Annotated in this window: 19 protein-coding genes; 10 read left to right on the top strand and 9 right to left on the bottom strand. The window is 65.4% G+C overall.

What is annotated here, in order from left to right; translation table 11 throughout:
- The first annotated feature begins 37 nt into the window (after positions 1–37).
- On the top strand, positions 38–358 hold the full coding sequence (gene trxA, locus CVM50_RS09125; protein ID WP_085889525.1) for a thioredoxin: 321 nt from the start codon (positions 38–40) through the stop codon (positions 356–358).
- Between the two features lie 15 nt (positions 359–373).
- Here trxA and CVM50_RS09120 read toward each other — a convergent pair whose 3' ends face one another.
- A complete protein-coding gene (locus CVM50_RS09120; RefSeq protein WP_085889526.1) occupies positions 374–1,330 on the bottom strand; it encodes a hypothetical protein in 957 nt (318 codons plus the stop codon).
- 103 nt (positions 1,331–1,433) lie between these two features.
- On the opposite strand from CVM50_RS09120, the gene hslV reads away from it, so the two are divergent.
- The 3 genes from hslV to hslU are packed head-to-tail and all read left to right on the top strand — an operon-like array spanning position 1,434 to position 4,446.
- The gene (gene hslV / locus CVM50_RS09115) at positions 1,434–1,991 is read left to right on the top strand and encodes an ATP-dependent protease subunit HslV (protein WP_085889527.1); all 558 of its coding nucleotides are present in this window, start codon (positions 1,434–1,436) and stop codon (positions 1,989–1,991) included.
- A complete protein-coding gene (locus CVM50_RS09110; protein WP_100148469.1) occupies positions 1,981–3,078 on the top strand; it encodes a hypothetical protein in 1,098 nt (365 codons plus the stop codon). Before hslV ends, CVM50_RS09110 begins: the two co-directional genes overlap by 11 nt.
- 57 nt (positions 3,079–3,135) lie before the next feature.
- On the top strand, positions 3,136–4,446 hold the full coding sequence (gene hslU, locus CVM50_RS09105; RefSeq protein ID WP_085889528.1) for an ATP-dependent protease ATPase subunit HslU: 1,311 nt from the start codon (positions 3,136–3,138) through the stop codon (positions 4,444–4,446).
- An 84-nt stretch (positions 4,447–4,530) separates the two neighbouring features.
- On the opposite strand, the gene CVM50_RS09100 is transcribed toward hslU, so the two are convergent.
- Complete coding sequence (locus CVM50_RS09100) at positions 4,531–5,244, bottom strand: VIT1/CCC1 transporter family protein (RefSeq protein ID WP_232618197.1); 714 nt, start codon at positions 5,242–5,244, stop codon at positions 4,531–4,533.
- A 283-nt stretch (positions 5,245–5,527) separates the two neighbouring features.
- Between CVM50_RS09100 and CVM50_RS09095 the strand changes: the two genes are divergently transcribed.
- Complete coding sequence (locus CVM50_RS09095) at positions 5,528–7,000, top strand: MDR family MFS transporter (protein WP_085889530.1); 1,473 nt, start codon at positions 5,528–5,530, stop codon at positions 6,998–7,000.
- A 54-nt stretch (positions 7,001–7,054) separates the two neighbouring features.
- Here CVM50_RS09095 and CVM50_RS09090 read toward each other — a convergent pair whose 3' ends face one another.
- From CVM50_RS09090 to CVM50_RS09080, 3 genes are read right to left on the bottom strand one after another with little or no spacing between them, the layout of a single operon-like run.
- The gene (locus CVM50_RS09090) at positions 7,055–7,660 is read right to left on the bottom strand and encodes a Smr/MutS family protein (protein ID WP_085889531.1); all 606 of its coding nucleotides are present in this window, start codon (positions 7,658–7,660) and stop codon (positions 7,055–7,057) included.
- Positions 7,657–8,697 (bottom strand): murein transglycosylase A, encoded by a 1,041-nt coding sequence (mltA, locus tag CVM50_RS09085; RefSeq protein WP_085889532.1) that lies wholly within the window; start codon positions 8,695–8,697, stop codon positions 7,657–7,659. The genes CVM50_RS09090 and mltA overlap by 4 nt, the downstream gene beginning before the upstream one ends.
- 41 nt (positions 8,698–8,738) lie before the next feature.
- Entirely contained in the window at positions 8,739–9,431 is a 693-nt protein-coding gene (locus CVM50_RS09080) for a Tim44/TimA family putative adaptor protein (protein WP_085889533.1), read from the bottom strand.
- 74 nt (positions 9,432–9,505) lie between these two features.
- Here CVM50_RS09080 and CVM50_RS09075 point away from each other — a divergent pair, with 74 nt between their 5' ends.
- Both CVM50_RS09075 and secB read left to right on the top strand, forming a co-directional pair.
- Entirely contained in the window at positions 9,506–10,042 is a 537-nt protein-coding gene (locus CVM50_RS09075; RefSeq protein WP_085889534.1) for an FxsA family protein, read from the top strand.
- A gap of 80 nt (positions 10,043–10,122) precedes the next feature.
- Positions 10,123–10,632, top strand: a complete 510-nt coding sequence (gene secB / locus CVM50_RS09070; RefSeq protein ID WP_085889535.1) for a protein-export chaperone SecB — start codon at positions 10,123–10,125, stop codon at positions 10,630–10,632.
- 153 nt (positions 10,633–10,785) lie between these two features.
- Here the strand turns inward: secB and dnaQ are convergent, their stop codons facing one another.
- The 4 genes from dnaQ to CVM50_RS09050 are packed head-to-tail and all read right to left on the bottom strand — an operon-like array spanning position 10,786 to position 13,490.
- Positions 10,786–11,478, bottom strand: coding sequence for a DNA polymerase III subunit epsilon (gene dnaQ, locus CVM50_RS09065; protein ID WP_085889536.1), 693 nt, complete (start codon positions 11,476–11,478; stop codon positions 10,786–10,788).
- Complete coding sequence (gene coaE, locus CVM50_RS09060) at positions 11,471–12,064, bottom strand: dephospho-CoA kinase (protein WP_085889537.1); 594 nt, start codon at positions 12,062–12,064, stop codon at positions 11,471–11,473. The genes dnaQ and coaE overlap by 8 nt, the downstream gene beginning before the upstream one ends.
- On the bottom strand, positions 12,061–12,894 hold the full coding sequence (locus CVM50_RS09055) for a shikimate dehydrogenase (RefSeq protein ID WP_085889538.1): 834 nt from the start codon (positions 12,892–12,894) through the stop codon (positions 12,061–12,063). Before CVM50_RS09055 ends, coaE begins: the two co-directional genes overlap by 4 nt.
- A complete protein-coding gene (locus tag CVM50_RS09050) occupies positions 12,891–13,490 on the bottom strand; it encodes a Maf family protein (RefSeq protein WP_085889539.1) in 600 nt (199 codons plus the stop codon). The genes CVM50_RS09055 and CVM50_RS09050 overlap by 4 nt, the downstream gene beginning before the upstream one ends.
- Before the next feature lie 432 nt (positions 13,491–13,922).
- Here CVM50_RS09050 and hemJ point away from each other — a divergent pair, with 432 nt between their 5' ends.
- From hemJ to mnmE, 3 genes are all read left to right on the top strand, one after another.
- Entirely contained in the window at positions 13,923–14,369 is a 447-nt protein-coding gene (gene hemJ / locus CVM50_RS09045) for a protoporphyrinogen oxidase HemJ (protein ID WP_085889540.1), read from the top strand.
- Between the two features lie 125 nt (positions 14,370–14,494).
- Positions 14,495–15,766, top strand: coding sequence for a transcription termination factor Rho (rho, locus tag CVM50_RS09040; protein WP_085889541.1), 1,272 nt, complete (start codon positions 14,495–14,497; stop codon positions 15,764–15,766).
- 19 nt (positions 15,767–15,785) lie between these two features.
- Complete coding sequence (gene mnmE, locus CVM50_RS09035) at positions 15,786–17,066, top strand: tRNA uridine-5-carboxymethylaminomethyl(34) synthesis GTPase MnmE (RefSeq protein WP_085889542.1); 1,281 nt, start codon at positions 15,786–15,788, stop codon at positions 17,064–17,066.
- The last annotated feature ends 2 nt before the right edge of the window (positions 17,067–17,068 follow it).

Here is a 17,068-nt window from a genome sequence, read left to right as displayed (position 1 = left end):
GGTTCGGTTCAACATTCCCTCGATGGAGACGAGATCAATGGCTACCGTTCACGCCACCGACGACACTTTCGAAGCCGAAGTCCTGAAATCCGACACCCCCGTCCTGGTCGACATCTGGGCCGAGTGGTGCGGCCCCTGCCGCCAGATCGCCCCGGCGCTTGAAGAAATCTCGGAAGAGATGGACGGCAAGCTGAAGGTGGTGAAGCTGGACGCGGATTCGAACCCTCAATCCGTGATGTCCATGGGCGTGCGCGGCATCCCCGCGCTGTTCATCTTCAAGGACGGCGAGATCGTGTCGAACCGCACCGGCGCCGCCCCCAAGGCCGCGCTGCAAAGCTGGATCGACGAAACGATCTGATCCCGCACCGGGCTATCAATTCGAAAGGGGCGCCTCTGACGGGGCGCCCTTTTTCATGTCCGCCGGGTCAATCTCCAGCGGCACGCCCAAGCGGTGCAGCCGCGCGGCGATCTGCTGCTCCACGTTGGGACGGCCTGCATTTATGCTCATCTTCTGCCAGAACCACCAGATGTAGCGGTCATAACCCGGGGTATGGTCGGCGATCCTGTCGAAATCCTCCGGGCCCAGGCAGATGTGGTGAAAGTCGATCCGGGCAAAGGTGATCGCCGGCTTGCCGAAGAAGAAGCCGAAGAAGGCGGCGGAGCTGTTTTCCGTCACCACGTAATCGCAATGGGCCAGCAGGTCGGCCATCGGCCGTTCGGTCAGCTGCAACCGGGGGAAGCGGCGGGAAAGATCATCCAGCGCGGCGCGTTCCTCGGCCGAGTAGGTCTCTTTCGGGTGCAGGGTGGCCAGAAGCGGGCGCGCAGGCTCCGCCTCCAGCACCCGTTCCAGCATCTCGATCGGCGCGCAGTCCTGGAAGTTGCGGTGTTCCAGCAGGCGGCCCTGCAGGGGGATGTAGACGAACCCGTCACGCCGGGCCTGCTGTGGCGCATCGCCGAAGAGGCGGCGTTGCCAGCGGGCGTGGAAGGCGGCGGCCTTTTCCGGGTCGATCCGGTGCAGGGGAAAGCGCGCCTGCGCCACCGGCCAGCGCCAGCGTTGCGCCTGGCGTTCGATGGCCCAGAAGGGCCCGTGATAGACCTTGCGGAAGACCAGCGCACGGTCGTGGGTCGGGTGTTCCATGTGAAACATCGCCCAGCCGGGCTGATCCGGCGCCGCGTCCTTCGCCGCCGCGTCATTGCGGCAAAGCCGCACGCTATAGCCATTGCGTTCCAGCACCCCCGACACCTGCGCCAGGAAGGCATGGCGCCTGGCCTCGACCTCGGCGATCAGGCGGCGGGACAGGTAAAGGCGAAAGTCACGGGACGCATCCATTGCGGCAGGCTAGGCTGCGCCTGCGGGCCGGGCAAGGGGGGCGTCCGGGTTGCCCCGCGGCGCAGGCGCCCTCATATAGCCTGACAGACCAAAGGAGGCAGACATGGCAGAAAGCGAATTTCCCGGCTGGCACGGCACCACCATCATCGGCGTGCGCAAGGGCGGGCGCGTGGTGGTCGCAGGCGACGGGCAGGTCTCGCTGGGCCAGACCGTGATCAAAGGCACCGCCAAGAAGGTGCGCCGCCTCAGCCCCGGGGGCTACGACGTGGTGGCGGGCTTTGCCGGGTCCACCGCCGATGCCTTCACCCTGCTGGAACGGCTGGAGGCCAAGCTGGAGGCGACGCCCGGCCAGCTGGCCCGGGCCAGCGTCGACCTGGCCAAGGACTGGCGCACCGACAAGTACCTGCAGAAACTGGAGGCGATGCTGATCGTCACCGACGGCAAGGACCTGTTCGTCATCACCGGCGCGGGCGACGTGCTGGAACCCGAACATGACATCGCCGCCATCGGATCGGGCGGGAACTTCGCCCTGGCTGCGGCGCGCGGGCTTTACGATCATGAAGACGACGCCGAGACGATCGCGCGCAAGGCCATGGCGATTGCCAGCGACATCTGCGTCTACACCAATGGCAACCTGACGGTGGAAGCCATTGACGGCTGATATCACCCCCGAAGACCTGCGCGCCGCCATCGCCGCCGGTCACTTGACCGAGGCGCAGGCGGCGTCGCTGAAGGCCCTGGCAGAGACCCGCGCCGGGCTGCGCACGCCGGAGGATGAACCCTTCGAGCTGTTCCGCGGCTTTTCCGAGATCTTCGTCACCGTGGGGCTGGGGATCCTGATCGCCGGCGGCTTCGGCCTGGCGCTGGCCCTGTCGGTGCCCTTGGTCATGGCCCTCGCGATCGTGGCCTTCTACTTCCTCGGGCGCTATTTCACCCTGCGGCGGCGGATGATGCTGCCCTCGATCCTGCTGGTGACGGCCTTCGCCACGGCGCTGGCGGCCATCGTCGGATCGCTGATGTCCGTGGATAACCCGTTTTCGTCGATCTACGACCTGTTCGGCGATGCACGCACCAGCCTGACGCAGCACCTGGTCGTCTGCACGGTGACCGCCGCCGGGCTGATCGCCTGGTTCCGCGTCTTCCGTGTGCCCTTCACCATGTTCCTGCTGGGCGTCACCGGGGCCTTCGCGGTGCTGTCCATCGCTGGCGCCACCGGCGACATCGCGGGCACCGAAAACCCCTTCGACCTGCTAGAAGGATCGACCGTGGCCTGGGGCACGCTGGTGCTGGGCCTGGCCGCCCTGGCCGGGGGCATCTGGTTCGACATGCGCGACCCGCACCGCCTGGGCCGCATGTCGTCCTCGGGCTTCTGGCTGCACCTGGTGGCGGCGCCCGCGCTGGTGAACACCGTGGCCCAGACCTTCCTGACCATGGGGCCGGGGCTGGGGTACGTGCTGATGGCCATCGCCCTGGCGCTGATCACTCTGCTGGCCGTTGTGCTGGACCGGCGCAGCTTCCTGACCGCCGGGATCGGCTACCTGATCTTCCTGCTGCTCTACGTCACCGACCGTTCGGGCGAGGGACGCAGCTGGGTCTTCGTCTTCCTCGGCACCGGGGTCTTTCTGACCCTTCTGGGCAGCTTCTGGATCGAGGCGCGCGGCCAGATCATGCGCGCCCTGCCGAACTTCCCCGGAAAGCACCGGTTGCCGCCCTACAAGACCGCAATCGCAACACCGACGCCCGCCTGACGGGCCAGCCAGGCCCCCGCGGGGCCCGGCATGAACAGACAGACAGGCAAGGACATCATGACAGACCTTACCCCCCGTGAAATCGTCTCCGAACTCGACCGGTTCATCATCGGTCAGAAGGACGCCAAGCGCGCCGTGGCCGTGGCCCTGCGCAATCGCTGGCGGCGCAAGCAGCTGCCCGATGACCTGCGCGAAGAGGTCTATCCGAAGAACATCCTGATGATCGGCCCGACGGGCGTCGGCAAGACCGAGATCTCGCGCCGCCTGGCGAAACTGGCCCGCGCGCCCTTCATCAAGGTCGAGGCGACGAAGTTCACCGAGGTGGGGTACGTCGGCCGGGACGTGGAACAGATCGTCCGCGATCTGGTCGATGCGGCCATCGCCCAGACCCGCGACTACATGCGCGAAGAGGTGAAATCGAAGGCCCATGAGGCCGCCGAGGACCGCGTGATCGAGGCCATCGCCGGCAGCGACGCCCGCGAGGGCACCCGCGAGATGTTCCGCAAGAAGCTGCGCGACGGGCTGCTGGATGACACGGTCATCACGCTGGAGGTGGCCGACACCTCCAACCCTCTGGGCGGCATGGAAATTCCCGGCCAGCCGGGGGGCGGCCAGATGGGCATGATGAACCTGGGCGACATCTTCGGGAAGGCCTTCGGCAACCGTACCGTGACCAAGCGGATGACGGTCTCTGAAAGCTATGAGCTGCTGATCGGGGAAGAGGCCGACAAGCTGCTGGACGACGAAACGGTGAAGACCACCGCGCTGGCTTCGGTGGAGGAAAACGGCATCGTCTTCCTCGACGAGATCGACAAGGTCTGCGCCAAGTCCGACGCGCGCGGCGGCGACGTCAGCCGCGAGGGCGTGCAGCGCGACCTGCTGCCGCTGATCGAGGGCACGACCGTTTCCACCAAGCATGGCGCGGTGAAGACGGACCATATCCTGTTCATCGCCTCGGGCGCCTTCCACATCGCGAAACCGTCGGACCTGCTGCCGGAACTGCAGGGCCGCCTGCCGATCCGTGTGGAGCTTCAGGCGCTGACCGAGGGTGATTTCACCCGCATCCTGACCGAGACCGACAACGCCCTGACCCGGCAATACGCCGAGATGCTGGGCACCGAGCAGGTGAAGGTCACCTTCACCGAGGACGGCATCGCCGCCATCGCCCGCATCGCCGCGGACGTGAACCGCTCGGTCGAGAACATCGGCGCGCGGCGGCTTTACACCGTGATCGAGCGGGTCTTCGAGGAGCTGTCCTTCCAGGCGCCGGACAAGGCGGGCGAGGAAGTGACCGTCGACGCCGCCTTCGTCGAAAAGAACGTGGGCCAGCTGGCGGCCAGCGCCGACCTCAGCCGCTACGTGCTCTGAGGCCTGCGGGATAGAGGAAGACAGTGGCCCGGCGGATCGCTCCGCCGGGCCTTTTTCATGCGTATCCGCAAGGGGCAGGGCGCGTCAGACCGCGACGCCGAAGAGCGCGCCGACCGCAGCCGTCACCCCCATGGCGAAGGCCCCCCAGAGGACCACGCGCAGGGCCGCCCGGCCCATGGGCGCGCCACCCGTGCGCGCGCCAAGCGCGCCCAGCACCGCCAGCAGCAGCAGGGTCACCACCAGCACCACCGGGATAACCAGCGCCGAGGGCGCCAGGATCGCGGCCAGCACCGGCCAGATCGCCGCCACCGAGAAGGTCACACCAGAGGCGAAGGCCGCCTGCAACGGGTTGGCCGAGCTGACCTCGGTCACCCCGATCTCGTCGCGCATATGGGCCGAGAGGGCGTCGTGGGCATGCAGCTCCCGCGCCACCTGTGCAGCGGTTTCCGGGCTGAGGCCGCGCGCCTCGTAGATCTCGGCCAACTCCTGCATCTCCCCCTCGGGATCGGCCTGCAGCGCCTCAGCTTCGCGGGCCATGTCGGCGCGCTCGGTGTCCGACTGCGAGGAGACGGAGACATATTCACCGGCCGCCATGGACATCGCCCCGGCGGCCAGCCCCGCGACCCCGGCAATGGCGATGGCACGCGGATCGGGATCGGCGGCGGCGACGCCGACGATGATCGAACTGACCGACACGATGCCGTCGTTGGCGCCCAGCACCGCCGCACGCAGCCAGTTGGACCGGGTCATGAAATGGGGATCATCCGCGTGGGCGGAGGGCTGAGGGGCAGGGGACATGGCAGAAACCTCGACGGGAACACTCTTTAGAGTCATTCTAAACTATGAGGCAAACCTTGGGTAGCCCAAAGGACGCCCTGCGGCGATTTGGGAGAAACGACAGACGTCGGCGCCACCAGTGGACGACCGAAATTATCGCTATCGGCGCACAGCCGCGCGCGCTGCTCTGCATTCTTCCAATCTCCGCGCGCCCGTGTCATCTCTTGACTTCGCAGGTGCAGAAAGCATGTTGCGCGCATGTTTTACCCGCTCCGCCCGGAGCGGCACGATAAGGATTACCGCAATGCAACCACCTGAGAGCCAGGCCGTCGTCGATCCGGAGGACCTGGATCCGGCCCGCAACCGGCTGGTCATCGGCCTGCTGATGATCTCGACCTTCACGGTGATCCTGAACGAGACCCTGATGTCGGTGGCCCTGCCGCGGCTGATGACCGACCTCGAGGTGACCGCAAACGCCGCGCAGTGGCTGACCACGGCCTTCCTGCTGACCATGGCGGTGGTGATCCCGATCACCGGCTACCTGCTGCAACGGCTGCCGACACGCACCGTCTTCCTGATGGCCATGGGCTTCTTCAGCCTGGGCACGCTGATCTGCGCGATCTCGCCCAGCCTGATACCGCTGGTGGCCGGGCGCATCGTGCAGGCCATCGGCACGGCGATCATGATGCCGCTTCTGATGACCACCATGATGGCGCTGGTGCCGGCCGAAAGCCGGGGCAAGACCATGGGCAATATCTCCGTCGTGATCTCGGTCGCGCCGGCGATCGGGCCGACCCTTTCGGGGCTGATCCTGGAGTTCTTCCACTGGCGCTGGCTGTTCATCCTGATGATGCCCATTGCCCTGGGCGCGCTGAGCCTGGGCTACCTGAAGCTGGTGAACGTGAACGAGGCCCGCGAAAAGACGCTGGATCTGCTGTCGGTGCCGCTGTCGGTGCTGGGCTTCGGCGGGCTGGTCTACGGGTTCTCGGCCATCGGCGAAGGCCATGGCGAAGGCGGGCCGATCCCGCTGTGGCTGCCGCTGGCCGTGGGGGCGGTGTTCCTCGTGCTGTTCATCTGGCGCCAGCTGGTGCTGGGGCCGAAGGACCGCGCCCTGCTGGACCTGCGCACCCTGGGCGTGCGGGTCTTCACCGTTTCGGTCATCATGATGGGCCTCGCTATGATGGCGCTGTTTGGGATGATCGTGCTGCTGCCGCTGTTCATGCAGTCGGTGATGGGGCTGAACACGCTGCATTCCGGCCTGCTGCTGCTGCCCGGCGGATTGATGATGGGACTGATGTCGCCCTTCGTCGGGCGCATGTTCGACCGCGTCGGTGCGCGCAAACTGGTGATCCCCGGCGGTACCATCGTCAGCGCGGGCCTCTGGGCGATGACCCTGCTGAAGCCCGAATCCTCGGTGGTCATGGTGCTGATCGCGCACCTTCTGCTGAGCATGGGGCTGGCGCTGCTGTTCACTCCGCTCTTCACCTCCAGCCTGGGTTCTCTGCCTGCGCACCTCTACTCGCACGGCTCGGCGGTGATCGGCACGGTGCAGCAGGTGTCCGGCGCCGCCGGCATCGCCATCTTCGTCTCCGTCATGTCGCTGCGCATCGGGGATGAACTGTCGGGCGGGGCCGAGATGGTGCAGGCCACCGCCTCGGGCCTGCACGCGGCCTTCACCGTGGCGGCCTCGATCTCGCTGCTGCTGATCGTCGCGGGCTTCTTCGTGCGCCGCCCGCCGGACATGCAGCCGGGCGCGGCGGCCCATGGCGGGCACTGAGCCAGACAACACAGACGGCGGGTTCCGACAGGGCCCGCCGTTTTTCGTTTCCCCTCAGCGCGCGCGGCGCAGGTAGACGTAGAAGGCGCCGGTGCCGCCGTGCTTGCGATGCGCCGAGGTGGTTTGCAGCACGATCTGCGCCAGCGGCGGCGTCGACAGCCAATGCGGCAGCTGGTGTTTCAGGATGCCATGGCGCACGGGGATCGGGCCGTCCTCTTCGGACCGGCGGCCCTTGCCGGTGATGACCAGGACCAGCCGCAGATCGTTCTGCACCGCGCGCAGCATGAAGGCCACCAGCGCCTGATGCGCCCGGTCCACGGTCATGCCGTGCAGGTCGATGCGCGCCTCGGGCGCCATCTTGCCCCGGGTCATCTTGCCGTGGGTCTTCTTGTCCATGCGCAGGGGCGCCTGGTGCAGCCGGTCGTGGATCGGCGGCAGCACGTCGTGACCGCCGGCGCGGCTGCGCGATTTCTCTCCCAGGCGGAAGGGCGACAGGGGCTGCGGGGCCTCCGGTTCGGGGCGCTGCTTCGCCGGCTTCTCGGCCACCGCCTTCTGCGGGCGGGCCAATACCCGCTTTTCCGGGTGCATACGCTCGGTGGATCCGGCGACCTTGTCCCACAGCTCCTTCTCGTCGGGGCGCAGCTTGCGGCGGCGGCTCATATGTTGTCCTCCACCAGCATGGCATAGGCGCGCTGGATCGGCAGCAGGACGACCAACCGTCCCTCATCCTTGATCCGCGCTGCGAGTTTACCCGCCCCGGGGCCGGAGCCGACGAAGACATCGGCGCGCTGCGGGCCCTTGATCGCCGATCCGGTGTCCTGCGCCACCATCAGCCGGCGCAGCCCGCGAAAGCCTGTCTTCTCAATCCAGACCGGCGCGCCGAGCGGCACATAGGCCGGGTCAATCGCCAGGGACCGCATGGCGGTGAGCGAGCGGTTCATGGCGCCCTTCGGCCCGGCCTCGGGCGAGACATCCCGGATTTCGCGGAAGAAGACATAGCTGGGATTGTGCCGCAGCAGTTCGGCGCCCTGCGCAGGGTTGCGACGCACCCAGTTGCCGATGACCTTGGCCGAGACCTGATGCGCGTTGTAGATCCCGCGCCGCACCATTTCCTGCCCGATGGAGGCATAGGGATGGCCATTGTCGCCGCCATAGCCGATGCGGATATGGCTGCCGTCGCGCAGCAGGATGCGGCCCGAGCCCTGGATCTGCAGGAACATCAGCGCCACCGGGTCGTCGACCCAGGCGATCTCCAGCCCGCGGCCCGACAGGGCGTCACCCTGTTCGATCTGGGCGCGCGAAAGCCAGGGGCGGATTTCCAGCGCCTCGGGCGGCATCCGGTAGACCGGATACCGATAGCGGGCGCTGCGCTGACGGGCGCCCTCGATCTCCGGCTCATAGTAGCCGGTGAAGAGGGCGGGGGTGCCATCCTGGATCAGCACGGGCGTGAAGAACAGCTCGAAGAAGGTGCGCGCGCTGTCGGGTGTCTGGGTCTTGGCCATGTTGCACACGGCAATCCAGTCGGGGGCGCGCATGTCACCGCAGGTGGCGGTGAAGGTGGCAAGGGCGGCCGCGTGATCGTCGGCCGCCCATCCGGACAGATCGTCGAAATCGAGGACGCTCACCGTCGGCGCCTCGGCCAGGTCCGGCTCCGTATCCTGGGCCCAGGGCGCGGTGCCCGGCAGGAGGAGCGCCATCGCCAGATATGCCGCGATCCTCCGCCGTCCCATGCCGCGCCTTAATCCCCCGTCGCGACCAGTTGCCAGTTCAGGTCGTCGGTGCCCATGCGGCGCTCGAAGGTCCAGCTGTCCTTCTGGGTCTTCACCTTGCCTTCATCGCCTTCGATGATGTCACCGGCGCGGTCGCGCACGACCTGGGTCAGCTGGCCGACGTAACGCACGGTCAGCTCGGCGATGCCGGTGTCGGGATCATAGGCGGCATCGGCCAGGGTCAGCTCGCGAACGCCGATGAAATCGGCCTCGACGGTCAAACCTTGCGCGTCACGCGCGGCCACCACCTCGGCGAAGGTCTGGTAGACCTCGTCGGACAGGAAGGGCTTAATATCGGCCATGTCGCCGCGCTCGAAACCCATCAGGATCATCTCATAGGCTTGGCGGGCACCGCCGAGGAATTCGGACACGGAGAAGCCCGGTTCGACCTTCTTCATCTCGGCCAGGGCGCGGGCTGCGGGGCTGTCCTCGGCCACGTGGTCGATGATGTCGCGGTCGGGGCCGCCCTCGATCACCTCGAAGCCGGAGCGTTCCAGCGGGCTCGGCGCGGGTTGCCCGGTTACCGGCGGCTTTTCGAATCCTTCGCGGGTGCCCAGCACGCTCTTCAGGCGCAGGATCAGGAAAACGGCAATGCCAGCAAGGACCAGCAGCTGGATAATCGGCAAGGGGTCAACCTCCTCTTGGGCCTCCGGGCATGGCATCGCCCGGGGTCCGTCCCTATGTAGGTGCTAGGCAGAGCCAAGTCTACATCTGCCACGGAAAGGAGATTGAGGACATGTGGCTTCTTCTGGCCTTCATCGCGGTGCCGATGATCGAAATCGCGCTTTTCATCCAGGTCGGCGGCGTCATCGGCCTGGGCTGGACCCTTGCCATCGTGCTACTGACGGCCGTGCTGGGCACCTGGCTGGTGAAACAGCAGGGGCGCCAGGCGATCGCGAACATTCAGCGCAGTTTTTCCGACATGACCGACCCGTCGGAACCGCTGGCAGACGGGGCGATGATCCTGCTGTCCGGTGCGCTGTTGCTGACGCCGGGGTTCTTCACCGATGCCGTCGGCTTCGCCCTGCTGACGCCGGCCTTCCGTCACGTCGCCTTCCGGTGGCTGCGCAAGCGGGTCAAGGTCCAGAGTTTCACCGCCGGCGGCGCCACGGGCCCCGGCGCCGATCCCCGGGATCCGCGCGGCCCCCGTGGCCCGCATCACGGAGGCCCGCGTCCCGGCCCCTCGGCCTCGGACGAGGTGATCGACGGCGAGTTTACCGAGGTGGACCCCTCGAAACGCCCCACGCACCCTTCCGGCTGGACCCGCCACTAGGGACCTGCGGATGGAACGTTGAGGCCGTGCGGCCAAGCTGCTAGGACAACGGCCAAGCTGACAAGACGCAGGAGAGCCAGATGGCCGAAGAGACGACCAACGGAGCAGCGCCGACGCAACCGCAACAGGCGCCGCAAGTGAAGATGAACGTGCTGACCCAGTACATCCGGGACATGTCGTTCGAGAACATCCTGGCGCGCAAGCCGGTGTCGGGCAACGTCCAGCCCGACGTGAAGGTGCAGGTCGCCCTCGACGCGAAGAAGCGCGAGGCGGAAAACCAGTACGAAGTGATCATGAAGCTGACGATCACCTCGAAGGCGAAGGACACCGGGGAATCCATGTTCCTGCTGGAACTGGAATATGTCGGCGTCTTCCACATCGAGGGCGTGCCGGAAGAGCAGATGCACCCTTTCCTGCTGATCGAATGCCCGCGGATGATCTTCCCCTTTGCGCGCCGCATCGTGTCGGACGTGACCCGCGACGGTGGCTTCCCGCCGCTGAACCTGGACACCATCGACTTCGTCGCGCTCTACCGTTCGGAAGTACAGCGTCGCGTCGCGGCACAGCAGGCGTCGACCCCGGCCAACTGAGGCCCGGTTGCACGAATGACAAAAGGGCGTCCCGCGGGGCGCCCTTTTTTCTGGCCCTTGGTCGGCCCTAACGGGCCGATGCCTTCGGCGAGAGTATTTTCGGCTTTCGGATAAGCAGGAGCGGCGCGCATCAAAGCCCTGGCGGCCTGAGCGTCAGCCCAGTTTGGACCAGAGCGCCTCTTCACCCATTTTTTCCACGAAGGCCTGGTGGGCGGCGCGTTCGTCTTCGGTCAGGCGCGAGGGTAGGGGCGTGGGCCGCGGGCGCGGGCGCCAGTCCTCGTCCACCGGGCCGCTGTCGCTGCTCTTGCGGCCGGCGCCCAGCACCAGGTCGGGTTGGCGGCCCCCGATAAGCTCCAGGTAGACTTCGGCCAGGATTTCACTGTCGAGCAGGGCGCCGTGCAGCGTCCGGGCGGAGTTGTCGATGCCGAAGCGACGGCAGAGTGCATCCAGCGAAGCGGGCGAGCCCGGGTATTTCTTGCGCGCGATGGCCAGGGTGTCGATGGCCTGTTCCCAGGGCAGCTTCGGCATGCCCAGCCAGCCCAGTTCGGCGTTGAGGAATTTCATGTCGAAGGCGGCGTTATGGATCACCAGCTTCGCATCGCCCACGAAATCGAGGAAATCCTGCGCCACGTCGCGAAACAGCGGTTTGTCGGCCAGGAATTCCGACGACAGCCCGTGCACCTTGAAGGCATCCTCGGGCACGTCGCGTTCGGGGTTGATGTAGACGTGGAAGGTCTCGCCGGTCGGCACGTGGTTCAGAAGCTCGACACCGCCGATCTCGACCAGCCGGTCCCCCTGTTCGGGTTCAAAGCCAGTCGTTTCCGTATCCATAACAATTTCACGCATCTTTCACCTTTGACCTGATTTCCGACACTATCTGCCGAACTTGCGCCCGCGCATGGTCCATCGTGTCGGTCGTCACCACGTAATCCGCCCGGGCGCGTTTTTCCGCGTCAGGCATCTGCTTCGCACGGATCATCTCGAACTGCGCCTCGGTCATGGTGCCACGCGCCAGGACGCGGGCCTTCTGAACCTCCGGCGCGACCGAAACTACCACCAACGCGTCCATCGACCGTTCCGATCCGCCCTCGAAGAGCAGGGGGATATCCAGGACGACGATATCGGCCTGCGTCTCCGCTAGGAAGGCGCGACGGTCCTCGGCGACCAGCGGATGCACGATCCCCTCGATCCGTTTCAGGGCCTCGGGATCGGCGGCGATCACCTTCTTCAATGCTTCACGTGAAACATTGCCGTCTTCGACCACCTCCGGCCAGATCAGCCCGAGCGGTGCCACCGCCGCGCCGCCGGGCCCGTAGAGGCGATGCACCGCCGCGTCGGCGTCCCACAGGGCGCAGCCTTCGTCGACGAACATCTGCGCCGTGGTCGACTTGCCCATCCCGATGGAACCGGTGAGGCCCAGGATGAAGGTCATGCCAGGGCCGCCGCGCGGGCCTCCGCCGTGACTTCCGGGCGCTTGCCGAACCATCGTTCGAACCCCGGGACCGCTTGGTGCAGCAGCATGCCGAGGCCATCGACCACCGTGGCGCCGGCTTTCTCAGCCTCTAGAAGAAGGTTAGTTTTCAGAGGGTTATAGACAATATCCGTGACGACCTGATGCTTGCTCAGCCCGTCCAGCGGCACCCGCAGCTCGGGCTTGCCCAGCATCCCGAGAGAGGTGGTGTTGACCACCGTCGCCGCATCCTCGATCGCATTGCCGGCCTGAACCCATTCGACGACCCGCACCCGGCGGCCGAAATCATCGTGCAGCTTGTCCGCCCGCGCGCGCGTCCGGTTGGAAATGACGATCTCCGGCACGCCGGCGTCCAGCAGCGCCGAGATCACCGCCCGCGCGGCGCCGCCGGCGCCCAGCAGGGCGGTCGGGCCGGCGGTCGGATCCCAGTTCGGCGCGTTTTGCTTCAGATTCTCGATGAATCCGTAACCATCTGTATTATCTGCATGAATCTTTCCATCGTTGCGGAAGATCAGCGTGTTCGCGGCCCCGATCACCGTCGCCCGGTCGGTCACCAGGTCGGCAATCTCCAGGATCGCTTCCTTATGGGGGATCGTCACGTTGACGCCAACGAAGCCCATCTTCGGCAGGGTGCGCAACACCTCGCGCAGATCCTCGGCGGCGACCTCCATCGGGATGTAGTGCCCGGGCAGCCCCATGGATTTCAGCCAGTAGCCATGCAGCTGCGGCGAGCGGGAATGGACGATCGGGCGACCGATGACACCGGCAAGGGGGATCATGTCGGGATTCATGCGGCGATGGCTCCTCTCAGGCCGAGGTAATCGAGGATTTCAAGGAGCGGCAGCCCCAACACGGAGAAATAGTCGCCGTCAACCCGGGTAAAGAGGCGCGCGCCCTCGTTCTCCAGCTGATAGGCGCCGCAGGAGTGTCCGATCGCGGGCCAGTTCCGGGCGATATAGCCGTCCAGATAGGCGGGCGAGGGGCGGCGCATCGTCAGCTTAACCTCCGACAGTTTCCGCCAAACCGGCTTGCCCTCGTTATGGATGACCGCCGCAGTGTGCAGAGAATGCCGCTGCCCGGCCAGGCGTTCGATCTGGGCGCGGGCCTCCTCGGCGCTTTCGGGCTTGGAAAGGATCTCTCCGTCCAGTTCCAGCACCTGATCGCAGCCGATGGTGAACGCATCTGGGTGCTTCAGTCCGACTTTTTCAGCCTTCAGACCCGCCAGGGCGTCCGCGATGTTGCGCGGCCGCTCGCCCTCGGCCTGCAGAGAGGCCTTAACCATCTCTTCATCAATGCGTGCTTTGCTGATCTCGAAGGCCACGCCCGCGCGGCGCAGCAGCTCTGCCCGGATTTCGGAACCGGACGCCAGGAGGATAGGTGCGGGCATGTGGATAAACCGGCGGAAAACTGGGTGATGGGTTAGAGATACTTCTGGGAAAAATTGCGTCTTGACGCAAGACCCGGCGCATCGCTGTGCGTAACCCCCCGAGTCCCTCACAGCGATGCGAAAGACTCCCACCGAGGGATAAGGACAACTGGAAAACTCCGTATCCCGAAGACTCCCCGGATTCGATCCCCACAAGGCATCTTTCGTTGCCCACAGGTTTGTCCCAGGGCAAGCCACTGGAATCCAAAAACTTTCGGAATCTCGCGAAAACTTCTCCTCGATTCGCTAACGATTCCCCCCAGACTTATCCCCCTGTGGATAAACCTGTGCGGAAAGAAAGGATCCACAGGGTAGGGGTCAGACTACAACAAACAACAACTTCTTTTTTTCTTTCTTATTTATTAGGGGGAGAGAGACTGACCGGAGTTCCCCATGCTCGATTTCCTCGCCCTGGCCTACCCGTGGACAAAGTTCCTGCACATCATCTCGGTGATTTCCTGGATGGCCGGGATCTTCTACCTGCCCCGTCTCTTCGTCTATCATACCGAACAGGATCTGGATGAGACGACGGACCAGCTATTCCAGACCATGGAACGCCGCCTTCTGCGCGGAATCATGAACCCGGCGATGATCGCGACCTGGGTTTTCGGCCTCGCCCTCGTCTTCACCCCCGGGATCGTCTACTGGGGCGATGTCTGGCCCTGGCTGAAGGCGATCTCGGTGCTGGCGATGACCTGGTTCCATCACTGGCTGGGCCTGCGGCGGAAAGATTTCGTGCGCGGTGACAACACGCGGAGCGGCCGGACCTACCGGATGATGAACGAGGTGCCGACGCTTCTGATGATCGTCATCGTCGCCTCCGTCGTCGTGAAGTTCTGATTTTATTGACTCAGAAAGGGGAAGCGCCTATCTGAGGCTCCAAGCCGCCCGTCCGGGCGAGTCGATCTTCCATGCATATACCCGATCCGCGTGCCCCTTCGGGCCGGACTAAGGACCTTTTTTTCATGACCGAGAACCATCTGAACCTGTCCGATCTGAAGGCGAAGAGCCCCAAGGATCTGCTGGCCATGGCCGAGGAACTCGAAATCGAGAACGCCTCGACCATGCGCAAGGGCGAAATGATGTTCCAGATCCTGCGCGAACTGGCCGACGACGAATGGACGGTCGGCGGCGATGGCGTGCTGGAGGTGCTGCAGGACGGGTTCGGCTTCCTGCGCTCGCCCGAGGCGAACTATCTGCCGGGTCCCGATGACATCTACGTCTCGCCCGACATGATCCGCCAGCATTCGCTGCGCACCGGCGACACGGTCGAGGGGCTGATGAAGCAGCCTGACGACAACGAACGCTACTTCGCGCTGACCTCGGTCACCCAGATCAACTTCGAGGCGCCTGAGAAGGCCCGCCACAAGATCGCCTTCGACAACCTGACGCCGCTCTACCCGGATGAGCGGCTGAAGATGGAAATCGAGGATCCCACCATCAAGGACCGCTCGGCGCGGATCATCGACCTGGTGGTGCCGATCGGGAAGGGCCAGCGTTCTCTGATCGTGGCGCCGCCGCGTACGGGTAAGACCGTGCTGCTGCAGAACATTGCGCACAGCATCGAGACGAACCACCCCGAGTGCTATCTGATCGTCCTGCTGATCGACGAACGCCCCGAGGAAGTCACCGACATGCAACGGAACGTGAAGGGCGAGGTCATCTCCTCCACCTTCGACGAACCCGCCACGCGCCACGTTGCCGTCTCGGAAATGGTCATCGAAAAGGCCAAGCGCCTGGTCGAGCATAAACGAGATGTTGTGATCCTTCTCGATTCGATCACAAGACTTGGTCGTGCCTTCAACACCGTGGTGCCGTCTTCGGGCAAGGTTCTGACCGGCGGTGTCGACGCCAACGCCCTGCAGCGGCCCAAACGCTTCTTCGGTGCGGCGCGGAATATCGAAGAGGGCGGCTCGCTGACCATCATCGCCACGGCGCTGATCGACACCGGTTCGCGCATGGACGAGGTGATCTTCGAAGAATTCAAGGGCACCGGTAACTCGGAAATCGTCCTGGATCGCAAGATCGCGGATAAGCGCGTTTACCCGGCGATGGACATCCTCAAGTCCGGCACGCGGAAAGAGGATCTGCTGGTCGACAAGGCCGATCTGCAGAAGACTTTCGTCCTGCGCCGCATCCTGAACCCGATGGGTACGACCGACGCCATCGAGTTCCTGATTTCCAAGCTGAAGCAGACGAAGACCAACTCGGAATTCTTCGACTCGATGAACACCTGATCCACCACGAGAGGGTGAGATGGACACGATTTTCGCGCTCACCTCGGCCCCCGGCCGGGCTGGCGTCTCCGTCATCAGGATTTCTGGGCCGGGAGCTTTCCCGGCCCTGTCGCGTTTTGGCCTGTCCGCGCCGGAACCGCGCGCCGCGGCTCTGCGCCTGCTGCGCGACGGCGAAGATGTGGTCGACCAGGCGCTGATCCTGGCCTTTCCGGGGCCGGCCAGCTTCACCGGTGAGGACGTGGTGGAACTGCATCTGCACGGCTCGCCGGCCATCGTGACCTCCGTCCTGCGTATGCTGTCCGAGGTGGAGGGCGGGCGCATGGCCGAGGCGGGGGAGTTCACCCGACGTGCGCTGGAGAACGGCAAGATGGATCTGGCCCAGGTCGAAGGCCTGGCTGATCTGATTGATTCGGAGACCGAGGCGCAGCGTCGTCAGGCGCAGCGGGTGTTTTCCGGCAAGCTGGGCGAGGTGGTTCAGGGCTGGCGCCACGATCTGATTCGCGCCGCCGCGCTGCTGGAGGCGGTGATCGACTTTGCCGATGAAGACGTGCCCGTCGACGTGCGCCCCGAGGTGCATGAGCTGCTGGATGGGGTTGCGGCCTCGCTGGAGACCCAGGCGCGCGGCGCTGCAGTGGCCGAACGGGTGCGCCAAGGGTTCGAGGTTGCCATTCTGGGCGCACCGAATGCCGGGAAATCTACGCTTCTGAACGCGCTGGCCGGGCGCGAGGCGGCCATCACCTCCGCTGTCGCCGGCACCACCCGCGACGTGATCGAGGTTCGGATGGACCTGAACGGTCTGCCGGTGACCCTGCTGGACACCGCCGGGCTGCGCGAGACCGAAGATGAGGTCGAATCCATCGGCATTGCGCGGGCAAAGGCCCGGGCCGAGGAGGCCGACCTGCGGATCTACCTGCTGGAACCGGGCGAGGATCCGCGAATCGACCTGCGCGAGGACGACATCGTCCTGCAAGGGAAAGCGGATCTGACCGGCGATCCGGAGGGAATCAGCGGTGCGACGGGGCAGGGGATCGACCGCCTGGTTACCCGGCTGACCGATGTTTTCAGCCAGCGCAGCGCGCTCGTCGCCACTGCGACCCGCGAACGCCACCGCGTCGCAATCCTGCGCGCGTTGGATGACCTGGCCCAGGCCCGCGTCCTGCTGCGTGATCCCGCCTATAGCGAAGACCTGATCGCCGAAGAGCTGCGCTCCGCTATCAGGGCGCTCGATTCTCTGGTAGGCATCGTGGATGTCGAGACCCTGCTGGGCGAGATCTTCTCGTCGTTCTGCATCGGTAAGTGAGG

It is taken from the genome of Pseudooceanicola marinus, from assembly GCF_002786295.1.
GTDB classification, from domain to species: domain Bacteria; phylum Pseudomonadota; class Alphaproteobacteria; order Rhodobacterales; family Rhodobacteraceae; genus Pseudooceanicola; species Pseudooceanicola marinus.
This window is presented reverse-complemented; position numbering and strand designations above follow the sequence as displayed.

Coding starts and splice junctions, on each gene's coding strand:
- CVM50_RS09055 (WP_085889538.1), bottom strand. CDS start 12,894: ATGAATCCCGACATGATCCCCCTTGCCGGTGTCATCGGTCGCCCGATC.
- CVM50_RS09095 (WP_085889530.1), top strand. CDS start 5,528: ATGCAACCACCTGAGAGCCAGGCCGTCGTCGATCCGGAGGACCTGGAT.
- coaE (WP_085889537.1), bottom strand. CDS start 12,064: ATGACCTTCATCCTGGGCCTCACCGGTTCCATCGGGATGGGCAAGTCG.
- mltA (WP_085889532.1), bottom strand. CDS start 8,697: ATGGCGCTCCTCCTGCCGGGCACCGCGCCCTGGGCCCAGGATACGGAG.
- mnmE (WP_085889542.1), top strand. CDS start 15,786: ATGGACACGATTTTCGCGCTCACCTCGGCCCCCGGCCGGGCTGGCGTC.
- dnaQ (WP_085889536.1), bottom strand. CDS start 11,478: ATGCGTGAAATTGTTATGGATACGGAAACGACTGGCTTTGAACCCGAA.
- CVM50_RS09090 (WP_085889531.1), bottom strand. CDS start 7,660: ATGAGCCGCCGCCGCAAGCTGCGCCCCGACGAGAAGGAGCTGTGGGAC.
- secB (WP_085889535.1), top strand. CDS start 10,123: ATGGCCGAAGAGACGACCAACGGAGCAGCGCCGACGCAACCGCAACAG.
- CVM50_RS09100 (WP_232618197.1), bottom strand. CDS start 5,244: ATGTCCCCTGCCCCTCAGCCCTCCGCCCACGCGGATGATCCCCATTTC.
- hslU (WP_085889528.1), top strand. CDS start 3,136: ATGACAGACCTTACCCCCCGTGAAATCGTCTCCGAACTCGACCGGTTC.
- CVM50_RS09120 (WP_085889526.1), bottom strand. CDS start 1,330: ATGGATGCGTCCCGTGACTTTCGCCTTTACCTGTCCCGCCGCCTGATC.
- CVM50_RS09080 (WP_085889533.1), bottom strand. CDS start 9,431: ATGCCATGCCCGGAGGCCCAAGAGGAGGTTGACCCCTTGCCGATTATC.
- trxA (WP_085889525.1), top strand. CDS start 38: ATGGCTACCGTTCACGCCACCGACGACACTTTCGAAGCCGAAGTCCTG.
- CVM50_RS09050 (WP_085889539.1), bottom strand. CDS start 13,490: ATGCCCGCACCTATCCTCCTGGCGTCCGGTTCCGAAATCCGGGCAGAG.
- rho (WP_085889541.1), top strand. CDS start 14,495: ATGACCGAGAACCATCTGAACCTGTCCGATCTGAAGGCGAAGAGCCCC.
- hemJ (WP_085889540.1), top strand. CDS start 13,923: ATGCTCGATTTCCTCGCCCTGGCCTACCCGTGGACAAAGTTCCTGCAC.
- hslV (WP_085889527.1), top strand. CDS start 1,434: ATGGCAGAAAGCGAATTTCCCGGCTGGCACGGCACCACCATCATCGGC.
- CVM50_RS09075 (WP_085889534.1), top strand. CDS start 9,506: ATGTGGCTTCTTCTGGCCTTCATCGCGGTGCCGATGATCGAAATCGCG.